General features: G+C 32.5%; 8 protein-coding genes. All 8 read right to left on the bottom strand.

Going from position 1 to position 11,387, the window contains the following annotated elements:
- Positions 1-66: 66 nt before the first annotated feature.
- Positions 67-1,089 (bottom strand): 5-oxoprolinase subunit C family protein, encoded by a 1,023-nt coding sequence (locus CCE28_RS12950; protein ID WP_095134152.1) that lies wholly within the window; start codon positions 1,087-1,089, stop codon positions 67-69.
- Positions 1,090-1,830 carry a 5-oxoprolinase subunit PxpB gene (gene pxpB, locus CCE28_RS12945; protein ID WP_095134151.1) on the bottom strand — a complete coding sequence of 247 codons (741 nt, stop codon included), beginning with the start codon at positions 1,828-1,830 and terminating at the stop codon, positions 1,090-1,092.
- A gap of 79 nt (positions 1,831-1,909) precedes the next feature.
- Entirely contained in the window at positions 1,910-3,139 is a 1,230-nt protein-coding gene (locus tag CCE28_RS12940) for an NRAMP family divalent metal transporter (protein WP_095134150.1), read from the bottom strand.
- A 20-nt stretch (positions 3,140-3,159) separates the two neighbouring features.
- Entirely contained in the window at positions 3,160-3,930 is a 771-nt protein-coding gene (locus tag CCE28_RS12935; RefSeq protein WP_095134149.1) for a LamB/YcsF family protein, read from the bottom strand.
- Between the two features lie 181 nt (positions 3,931-4,111).
- On the bottom strand, positions 4,112-4,897 hold the full coding sequence (locus CCE28_RS12930) for an IclR family transcriptional regulator (protein WP_176461817.1): 786 nt from the start codon (positions 4,895-4,897) through the stop codon (positions 4,112-4,114).
- Between the two features lie 122 nt (positions 4,898-5,019).
- Positions 5,020-6,981 (bottom strand): 1,4-alpha-glucan branching protein GlgB, encoded by a 1,962-nt coding sequence (gene glgB / locus CCE28_RS12925; RefSeq protein WP_095134147.1) that lies wholly within the window; start codon positions 6,979-6,981, stop codon positions 5,020-5,022.
- 19 nt (positions 6,982-7,000) lie between these two features.
- On the bottom strand, positions 7,001-8,893 hold the full coding sequence (pulA, locus tag CCE28_RS12920; protein ID WP_095134146.1) for a type I pullulanase: 1,893 nt from the start codon (positions 8,891-8,893) through the stop codon (positions 7,001-7,003).
- Between the two features lie 20 nt (positions 8,894-8,913).
- A complete protein-coding gene (locus tag CCE28_RS12915) occupies positions 8,914-11,349 on the bottom strand; it encodes a glycogen/starch/alpha-glucan phosphorylase (protein ID WP_095134145.1) in 2,436 nt (811 codons plus the stop codon).
- Between the last annotated feature and the right edge of the window lie 38 nt (positions 11,350-11,387).

Genomic DNA, 11,387 nt, shown 5'->3' with positions numbered 1-11,387 from the left:
GATTTCAATAGTTTAGTCATCATCACCCTTTGAAAGTTTGCACACTTTAATCTGCACTATTGTTTTTTATTTAACCTCTTCAACTTTTACATTGTAGCTTTTTCCATTAATCTTTAAGAAATATTTCTTACTGCTTATAATTTCCTTAGATAAACATTCTTTTTTAATAGAGCTTATTTTTTCTTCTTCTTCTTTTAGAATATCTTGTGCTTCTTCAACACTAATTCCTTTAAATTTTATTTTATCTCCAGGCTTTGCCTGGGCAATCTTATAGAGATCAGCACTAATAACATTCCCTATCTTTGTATATCCACCAGTGGTTTGTCTATCTGCCATCATAATAATAGGCTTTCCATGACCTGGTATTTGAATAGCTCCAAATCCAATACCATCGGAAATAATATCAGCACCATCTACATGTTCAATCTCCGCACCATCAAGTCTAAATCCCATCCTGTCACATTCATTTGTTACCTTATATTCATTGGATAAAAAAGTTTCTATACCTTTATCCGTAAAATACTCAGTCTGTGGCCCTAATACAACACGTACATCTAATTCATTATTGTATTTAGGAATATATTTATCTGGTACAATTCGCTCTTTAAAAACAGTCTCTGATTGTGCAATATTTAATAAATCTCCAACTTTTAAATTCCTTCCCTCGTATCCACCAAACCTACCTTTCATATAGGTTGATTTACTTTCCATTATGACAGGTACTTCTATTCCCCCCGAGAATGCAATATAGCTTCTACATCCACTTTTCATTCCAGCAAATGATAAAACATCTCCCTTATTAACCTTTATACTTCTACACATGGAAACTTCTTTTCCATTAATCCTAGGAGATAAATCTCCTCCTGTTATGGAAATGATCTCTACACTGTGAAATTCTATTTGTGGCCCTAGCATAGTAACTTCTAATACTGCTTCTAACTCATGATTTTCAACTAAAATATTGGCTATACGATGAGCAAAATTATCCATTACCCCTGAAGCAGGAACCCCAAACTGTTGATATCCATATCTTCCTTTATCTTGTACTGTTGTTAAAAATCCAGGACTTATAATCTTTATTTTTCCCATTTATATCCCCTTCCTTTCTTTGGGATATGTATTATATTCATAGGAATTCTTTTTTATTTCCTTTTCTATCTTTATATATTCTTCTTCATCAATTGGTACAAACTTAATGTAGTTTCCTGCTTGTAATAAAATAGGTGTATCTCTATGTGCATCATATAGCTTTAATGGAGTTTTACCTATTAATTGCCATCCACCTGGACTATCTATTGGATAAATTCCTGTTTGACTTCCAGCAATACCTACTGATCCCCCACTAATTTTAGTTCTAGGGGTTTTAAGTCTAGGTGTGGCAATTCTCTCATCCATACCTCCCAAGTATGGAAAACCTGGAGTAAATCCAATCATATATATTAAATATTCTTTTGAAGAATGAACTTTTATAACCTCATGAACAGGAATCCCATTATGTTTTGCCACATTTTCAATATCTGGTCCATATTCTCCACCATATAATGTTGGTATTTCTATTACTTTCGGTAGAGGAATTTCAATATTATCTAATTCACTTTCTAAAGTTTTAAGTTTATTAAGTAGAGAATTATAACCAATCTCTAAAGGATTATAATGTACCATCAAAGAACGATATGTTGGTGTCATTTCTACAATTTCACTTATATTCTTTTTCTCTATGGCTATCATCATGGATCTTACTTTACTATTAATTTCTTCAGATATTTTATCCCCAAATTCTATAACTAAAGCTTTTTCCCCTGATGTTAAATATTTTGTCTCTTTATACATTAACCATCCCCCCATACTTGGTTATGAAATATTCATAGCATCTAGACGTATTTTACCATACATCTAGATGCCTATTTTATTAATGTACTAACATTTGCATATTTTTTAGTGCATTTGCTCCTGCATATCCAGCTATAATTACGATCAATAATCCAAATACCAGTAACCAAGTAGGATGTTTATAATCTCCCACAATATCTTTTCTTCTAGCTGCTAATAGAATAACACCTATAGTAATCGGTAATATAAGTCCATTTAATGATCCTGCTAATATAAGCAACTTAGCTGGTTTTCCTAATATAGCCATAATTGCTGTAGACGCTACAATAAATCCGATTATCCAATTTTTCTCATTACGTTCAATGGTTGGATGTAATGTCTTCAAAAATGATACAGAAGTATATGCTGCTCCAACAACGGAAGTAATACCAGCTGACAATAATACAATTCCGAAGAATTTATATCCAATCATACCGGCTCCATGTTGAAAGGCAGAAGCTGCTGGATTAGAAGGGTCTAGCTTAAATCCTTTTGCTACAACGCCTAATACTGCTAAGAATAAGAATATACGCATAATAGATGCAATAACGATTCCCATTATAGAGCCCTTTGTAATTTCTTTTAAATTTTCTTTTCCTGTAATTCCCGCGTCGATTAATCTATGTCCACCTGCAAATGTAATATATCCTCCTACCGTTCCTCCTAGAAGTGTAATAGTAGGAAAAATCAAGCCTTTAAAGTTTTCAGGAGCAACACTTCTAAAAATCGCTTCTCCTACTGGTGGTTTTGTTACAAATGCCACATATGCAACGATTATGATCATTAAACCACCAAGTATTTTGGTAAATCTATCTACTACTGGCCCTGCATCTTTTGATAAGAAAATAATACTTCCTATAATTCCACAAATAATAGCTGCTATTTTAACATCCATTCCAAGTAAAACATTTAATCCTAAAGCAGCTCCACCGATGTTTCCAATATTAAATGCTAATCCACCTAATGCAACTAATATGGCAACAACATATCCAAGTCCTGGTACTACTTTATTTGCAATATCCTGACCTCTCATACCGGATACACCAATAACCCTCCATACATTTACCTGTGCACCAATATCAAGGATTACAGATACAAGTATTACAAAAGCAAAGCTTGCTGCAAATTCTGCCGTAAACGTGGCTGTTTGTGTTAAAAAACCTGGTCCTATAGCTGATGTAGCCATAATAAATGCTGCACCCAAAAGAGCTCCTAGGTTATTCTTTGGCGCTTTTATACCTTCTTTTGTGTTCATTTTCTTTATTGCCATTCTGACCCCTCCTACCCATATTATTTAATAAAGTTCGAAATTGCCGTTACTTTTACACCTTCTTCTTCAAGCTTTAAGCGAATCTTTTTAACAAATTCAACTGCTTCTGGATTATCACCATGAACACATATTGATTGAGCTTCAATTTCTATGTCTTCACCATTTATAGCAGTAACCTTGCCTTCTTTAACCATTCTTATAACCCTGGATATGGCTAAATCAGCATCATGAATTACTGCACCTTTTAATTTTCTAGATACCAGAGTTCCATCCGGGTTATATGCTCTATCTGCAAACACCTCATTACAGACTTTTAGTCCAATCGTTTTCCCAGCTTTTATGATTTCACTATTAGCAAGTCCCATGAGAATAATTTCTTCATCTACTTCGTAAATAGCCTCTGCTATTGCCATTGATAATTTCTTATCTTTAGCTGCCATATTGTACATGGCACCATGAGGTTTTACATGCTGAATTTTTTCTCCCTTAGATATGGCAAATGCCATAAGTGCTCCTAACTGATACTTTATGTAAGCCTTTACTTCCTCTGGTGTAACTACAATATTTCGTCTTCCAAATCCCATTAAGTCTAAATATCCTGGATGTGCTCCTATTCCTACGCCCTTTTCACTTGCCATTTGAACCGTTTTTTCCATTACAAGCGGATCTCCTGCATGCCAACCGCAGGCAATATTTGCAGAAGTAACATATTTTATTACTTCTTCATCTAGTCCTACTTTATAATTTCCAAAACTTTCTCCTATGTCACTATTTAAATCAACCTCATACACTTTTTAACCCCTCCATTTCCACATCTCTGTTTTACATATTAAACCATAGGTTCATTTTCATATAATAATATTAACACGATATAACTAAATTGTCTATTCAATTTTACAATTTTCTGATAATTGAATAGAGTTATATAAAAAAAAATCGCCTATATCTTAAAGATATAGGCGTTTATTCTTTCTATTTTTCTATATATCCTAATTGTCTTGAAATATCTCCAGCTGCTTTTTTTGTTTTCTCTATAATTATATCAAACCTTTCTTTTTTAAACCGCAGCTCTGGTCCTGCTGTACTAATAGATGCAATTACCTTTCCAGTATAATCAAATATAGGTGCACCTACTCCTATAGTTTGGGGTTCCATTTCTCCTAAGCTAATAGTATATCCTTTTTTTCTACTTTCTCTAATTACTTCCCATAACCTATCTTCATCTACGACCGTATTCTCTGTATATTTTATTAGATTTTCACTGTCTAATATTTCTTTAATTTCATCATCTTCTAAAAATGATAATAAGGCTCTCGGACAAGCCCCTGCATTAAAAGATGCTGTTCTTCCTATTTTCGTAAAGAGTCTTATAGGATGTGTACAGATTAATTTTTCAATGTAAATTGCATGATTTTTCTCTCTTATAACTAATTGTACATCTTCATTGAGTTCATCTCTTAACCATTTCATAAAAGGTAGGGCAACTTCTTTTATTTCTATAGATTCTGAAACAATTGTACCTAATTCAAGAAACTTTATACCTAATTTATATTGATTCTGTTTCCCTCTTATATCTACCTTCATAAGATATCCATTTTTTTCAAAAGTATTGAATAGCCTATATACAGTAGCCTTGGGAATAGATGATAACCTCGCTACTTCACTTAACCCTCTGACTGGATTCTCTACAGTAAAATATTTTAAAAGCCCTAATGCTTTATCTAAACTATTATTAATACTATGATCATTTTCAGCCATATTCATATCACCACTTTTTTCATTATAATAAGTACATTATATCATATATTTACTTATTACATAAAATTACCATTAGTTATGATATTTAAAACTATAAAAGGAACGATCTATGACCGTTCCTTTTATAGTTTAGTGGAAATTAGTAAGTTTTTACTACCCATAGAATCATCATTAGTGTCATTTTCCTTTTTCATTTTAATAAACAAAGTTCCCAAAGGTGGAATCTTAACTTCTATAGAATATGGTTGATTATGCCAGTTTTCACCATATGATTTTATAATTCCTTCATTGTTAACTCCCCAACCACCATACTCCTCTAAATCACTATTAAGAACTTCTATGTATTCTCCTTCATAAGGAACTCCTATTTTGTAGTTGTATCTTGGTACAGGAGTAAAATTACAAACAATTATTATGAATTCCTTTTCCTTCTTTCCTTTTCTCATGAAGGCTATGACACTTTCTTCACTGTTTTGATGGTCTATCCACGAAAATCCTTCCTGCTGGCTGTCAAGTTCATATAATGCTTTTTCTTCAGTATAAATTCTATTAAGTCTTTTTAGAAAATCTTGAAGCTTTTCATGCATAGGATAGTCAAATAGAGACCAATCTAATTCCTTTTTATAATCCCACTCAATAAATTGCCCAAATTCTCCGCCCATAAACAATAGCTTTTTACCTGGGTGGCCTATCATATAGGAGTATAATAATCTCAAGTTGCCAAATTTAGTCCGATAATCTCCAGACATTTTGCCTAGAAGAGATTTTTTTCCGTGCACTACCTCATCGTGGGACAGTGGAAGTATGTAATTTTCTGAAAAGGCATACATAAAGGAAAAAGTTATCAAATTATGATGATACTTTCTATATATAGGATCCATTTCCATATACTTTAGCATGTCATTCATCCATCCCATATTCCATTTATAGTTAAATCCCAGTCCTCCTAAATGTGTAGGACCTGTTACCAAGGGCCAAGCAGTAGATTCCTCGGCAATCATTAATACATTTGGAAAATACTTAAAAACAGCTTCATTAAGCTTTTTTAAAAACTCTATGGCCTCAATATTTTCCTTCCCACCATATTTATTTAGTTTAAACTCTCCTTCTTTTCTTCCATGGTCTAAATTAAGCATATAGGATACAGCATCAACCCTAAGTCCATCTATGTGATACATATCAAACAAAAAAATTGCGTTTGATATTAAAAAACTAATTACTTCAGGTTTTGTATAATCAAATAATGCAGTACCCCATTCAATGTTTTCTGCCATTATTGGGTCATCATACTCATATAGGGGAAATCCTTCAAATCTATATAATCCATGATCATCCTTGCAAAAATGACAGGGTACCCAATCTAATATTACTCCTATTCCTTCTTGGTGGCATCTATCTACAAAGTACATAAAATCTTTAGGCTCTCCATATCTACTGGTTATACTATAATATCCCGTCCCTTGATATCCCCATGACCCATCAAAGGGATGTTCATTCAGTGGCAGTACTTCTATATGAGTATATGCCATTTCCTTTACATAATCTATTATTTCCTCAGCTATCTCATCATATTTGTAAAACTCATCACTTGACTTTTTCTTCCAAGAACTTAAGTGTAGTTCATATATATTCATTGGTTTATTATAACTTCCATCTCTATTTTTTAGCCAATTCCAATCATCCCAATGGTAATTATCTAGACTTACTACTTTAGAGGCCGTATTTGGTCTTAATTCTGAATAAAATCCATAGGGATCAGATTTTAATATAACTCTACCATCTATAGTGTATATTTCATATTTGTATATATCTCCTTCATTAATTTCCGATATAAATATATTCCACATACCTGAGTCTTCAATCTTTTTCATGGAAAATCCTGTTCCATTCCATCCATTAAAATCTCCCACGACTCTTATTTCCTTAGCCTTTGGCGCCCATAGTGTAAAGCTTACTCCTTTGATTCCTTCATATTCTGTTAAATGTGCACCTAAAAATTTATAGCTTCTAAAACTATTACCTTCGTGAAAAAGATGTATATCAAAGGAACTAGGAGGCAAATACCCCCTAAACAAATCTCCCATTTAATCCCCTCCCGTTTACTTATTTGTGAAGTATATAGGTTGATAAGGGACTAACCTTTACTTCATGGATAAAGTTTTTATTGCCCTTTGATACTCCATGTTCATTAACCTCATATTCATTGGCTATTACTTTCCACTGACCATCAAAGGGAAGTTTTATTGTTATTTCTCCTAAATTAGCATTGTGTATAACAAGTATGTGCCTATAGTCCTCTGTATACTGTGAATTTAAAAGATAGGCAACAGATTTACTTGGAGAATCTATGAACCTCATATATCTTCTTACGTCTTCAGCTTTCTCTAGCATCATGACTTTTTGTTTTTTCCTTAGCCTTATTAACCCCTTCATGTAATTAAAGTTATCTAAATACTCAGTTTTTTTATCCCAATCTATACTGTTTACTTCATCTCCAGCATTATAACTGTTGTGATTGCCCTTTTTTGTTCTCAATATTTCTGTTCCACCTTGTAAAAATGCTATTCCCTGTGATGTTAAAATTATAGACAACGCCAATCTATTGATTTTAACTTTTTCTTCATGGGTAGCATAAGCCCTAACCTTTTCTATCTTGTCGTAAAGTGTGAGATTATCATGAGAGCTTACATAATTTATTGTTTCTATAGGCTGTTGAGCAAAGCCATTTATTTTTTCATTATAATATATACTTCCTACAATCCCCTTTTTTATTTCATTTTCTAATCCTAATCCTCCAGTTGCAAATCCTAGGCCTATTCCATCATTATCTCCTTTTATGGCATTTCTAAAATCATCGTTGAATAAGGAAATTCCCATACCTCTTTGGCTTCCCTTTCTAAATTGATATTTAAACTCTAAAGCTGAAGGGCCTCCTGTCCAAGGTTCACCATAAATTAGAATATTAGAATTTATTTTTTTCAATTCTCGTTCAATTTCTTTAATTGTGTCTTTATCGTAAAGGGACATAAGGTCCAATCTAAATCCATCTATTTTGTATTCTGTAGCCCAAAATTTCAAGGAATCCATTATAAACTTTCTAACCATTGGTCTTTCTGAGGCTATTTCGTTTCCGCAACCTGAACCATTTGTAAAATTACCATTTTTATCTGTTCTATAATAATACTTTGGAACAAGTATATTAAAAGGAGTATTATGGGATTCATAGGTGTGATTATATACTACATCCATAATAACCCTTATATCATTTTCATGAAGGGCCATTATCATTTTTTTCAGTTCTTGGATTCTTGATCTTCCATCATAGGGATTTGTAGAATAGGATCCCTCTGGTACATTATAAAGATGAGGATCATACCCCCAGTTATATTCCTTTGGGTTTGTTTCATCAACACTAGCAAAATCAAAAATTGGCAATAAATGTATATGAGTAATTCCTAATTCCTTCAAATAATCAACACCCGTTGCCAATCCAGCATAATTTTTTGTTCCAGTTTCTGATAATCCAAGATATTTCCCTTTATTTTTCATACCTGATGATTTATGGACTGAAAAATCCCTAATATGGGTTTCGTATATTACCGACTGGGCTGATTTTATGACCTTAGGCATTTTATGGTTTTCCCAGCCCTTTGGATTTATTGAATAAAAATCTACAACCATTCCTTTTTGACCATTAGCAGTAGCTCCTTTAGTATAGGGATCAGTAATCTCTCTTTCATACATACCATCTTTGAGGATATAATTATAATATTTGTTTTTATAATCCCCCTTTAGCTTTAACTCCCATACTCCATTCTCCGCTTTAGTCATAGGATATGTTTGACCATTTATGTCACTATAATTATCATAAATAATAACTTTCATGTTCTTTTGGGTTGGAGCCCAAACTTTAAACATAGTATAATCCTTATGGTAAGTAGCTCCTAAATCATTACCTTTGTAGATATATTTATCTAAATCCACCTTATCTACCATATAAAATTCCTTTCCTATTTTTAATAATGTCTATCACATAAATTAGTTTTCCATATTCCTGTAGCATATTCACATATGGTCCTATCACTGGAAAAGATTCCCGAAGATCCAATATTTACTATAGACATTTCTGTCCATTTAGAAATGTTTCTATAAAGCTTATCTATTCTTTCCTGTGCCTTTACATAGGAGTCAAAATCCTTTAAAACAAAGAATTCATCATTATGCTTAGTAAGTGAATGATATATTATAGAAAATTCGTCATCCTTAACAGGGAAAAATCCACCCCTTAATTGATTTAATATTTTTTTCAATCTTATGTCAGTATTACATAATTCTATAGAGTTATAGGTTCCATTCCTATAAAGCTCTAAAAATTCTTTCTCATTTAATCCAAATATTACTATGTTTTCTTCACCAACTGCATTTTTTATATCAATATTAGCTCCATCTAGGGTAGCTATAGTAATTGCACCGTTCATCATGAATTTCATGTTTCCCGTTCCTGAAGCTTCCTTTGTTGTAGTAGATATCTGTTCACTTACATTTGCTGCTGGAATCATATGTTCTGCCAAGGTCACACCATAATTCTCCATAAACACAATCTTGATTTTGTCTTTTATTCTTTTATCATTGTTCACTTTATATGCTAGGGTGTTTATTAATTTAATAACTTGCTTTGCCATAAAATAGGATGAAGCTGCCTTTCCTCCAAATATAAATGTTCTTGGATAAATATCTAGTTCTGGATTTTCTATTAATTTATTATATAAATTCATTATATGAAATACATTAAGAAGTTGTCTTTTATACTCATGGAGCCTTTTAGCATGGATATCAAATATGGAATTGGGGTCTACTTCTATTCCATGTTTTTCCCTTATCATATTTGCAAGCTTTATTTTATTCTTCTGTTTTATTTCATGAACTTTTTCTTTAAAAACTGGATCATCCTTATACTTTAATAGTTTACTCAGTTGATTCGGCAAATTTATCCAACCTTTTCCAATGGTGTCATTAATGAGTTTTGATAACTCTGGGTTTGCTTTAAGAAGCCATCGTCTATGACTTATTCCATTGGTCTTATTATTAAATTTGTAGGAGTAATACTGGTAAAACTCCTTAAGTTCTTGTTTTTTCAACAACTCCGTATGGAGCTTAGCTACTCCATTTATACTATGACTTCCTACAATTGCAAGATGGGCCATCCTAATTTCATTGTGAGCTATTACAGCCATTTGGCAAATTTTTTCAAAGTCACCATGATACTTGTTATTCCAAAGTTCTCTACAAAATCTTTCGTTTATTTCATCTACTATCATATATATACGAGGTAAAAGATTTTTAAACATATCTACATCCCATTTTTCTAAGGCCTCTGACATGATAGTATGATTAGTATAAGATATAGTATTTGTAGTTATCCTCCAAGCCTCATCCCACCCTAGTCCTTCTTCATCCATCAATATTCTCATAAGCTCTGGTATTGCTAGAGCAGGATGGGTATCATTTATATGAATTGCAATGTATTCATGAAAATCATCTATAGACTTTCCTAATCTTTTATAGGTCCTCATTATACTCTGAATTCCTGCAGAAACTAAAAAGTATTCTTGTTTAAGCCTAAGATTTCTTCCAGCTTCAAAGGCATCATTTGGATATAAGACCTCAGAAATGGCCTCTACTGAATGCTTATACTCAAAGGCTTTCATATATTGACCCCTGTTAAAATAAGAAAAGTCAAAATCCTTTTTTATGGCTTCAGCACTAAAAAGTCTTAGGGTATTTACCAGTTTATTTTTATATCCTACTACAGGTGTATCATAGGGTACAGCTAATATGGATTCATAGTTTTCATGAATAAAGTCTAGCTTTCCATTTTCTTCTATGACCCTAACATTCCCCCCAAATTTTACTTCAACTGCCCTTTCTTTTCTTCTAATTTCCCATACATTTTTATTTTGCAGCCATTTATCGGGAAACTCAACCTGATAACCATCTATTATTCTCTGTTCAAAAAGTCCATATCTATATCTTATACCGCATCCATGGCCTGGAACTCCTATGGAAGCCATCGAGTCCATGAAACATGCAGCCAACCTTCCTAAGCCTCCATTTCCTAGGCCTTGATCCTTTTCCAACTCTTCAATTTTATCTAAATCCATATTTAATTCCTTTAGTGCCTCTTCACAAATATGTTTTATTCCTAAGTTCATGAGGTTATTTACAAGAAGCTTTCCCATTAAAAACTCCATTGAAAAATAGTATACTTGCTTTTTAGCATTTTTTATATATTCTTCGTTAGTTCTTAACCAATTCTCAGCTATATAATCCCTTATTAAACTGCCAAGGGCATAATATATATCTAACTCGGAAGCTTCATCTATATTAGTTGCTCGTTCCTTTTCAAGCTTTTTGATTAAATCCTCTTTAAATTTGTTTTTGCTTAACCTCATATACCCCTCCTATTTCATATAGTGAAGATAAACTTTCA

The organism is Anaeromicrobium sediminis, assembly GCF_002270055.1.
GTDB classification, from domain to species: Bacteria; Bacillota; Clostridia; order Peptostreptococcales; family Thermotaleaceae; genus Anaeromicrobium; species Anaeromicrobium sediminis.
The sequence above is the reverse complement of the archived record's forward strand: the minus strand, read 5'-3'. Positions and strand labels throughout refer to the sequence as shown.

Bases quoted from the DNA above. Each gene is read 5' to 3' on its own strand.
- pxpB (WP_095134151.1), bottom strand. From the start codon at position 1,830: ATGTATAAAGAGACAAAATATTTAACATCAGGGGAAAAAGCTTTAGTT.
- pulA (WP_095134146.1), bottom strand. From the start codon at position 8,893: ATGGTAGATAAGGTGGATTTAGATAAATATATCTACAAAGGTAATGAT.
- CCE28_RS12950 (WP_095134152.1), bottom strand. From the start codon at position 1,089: ATGGGAAAAATAAAGATTATAAGTCCTGGATTTTTAACAACAGTACAA.
- CCE28_RS12930 (WP_176461817.1), bottom strand. From the start codon at position 4,897: ATGGCTGAAAATGATCATAGTATTAATAATAGTTTAGATAAAGCATTA.
- CCE28_RS12915 (WP_095134145.1), bottom strand. From the start codon at position 11,349: ATGAGGTTAAGCAAAAACAAATTTAAAGAGGATTTAATCAAAAAGCTT.
- glgB (WP_095134147.1), bottom strand. From the start codon at position 6,981: ATGGGAGATTTGTTTAGGGGGTATTTGCCTCCTAGTTCCTTTGATATA.
- CCE28_RS12940 (WP_095134150.1), bottom strand. From the start codon at position 3,139: ATGGCAATAAAGAAAATGAACACAAAAGAAGGTATAAAAGCGCCAAAG.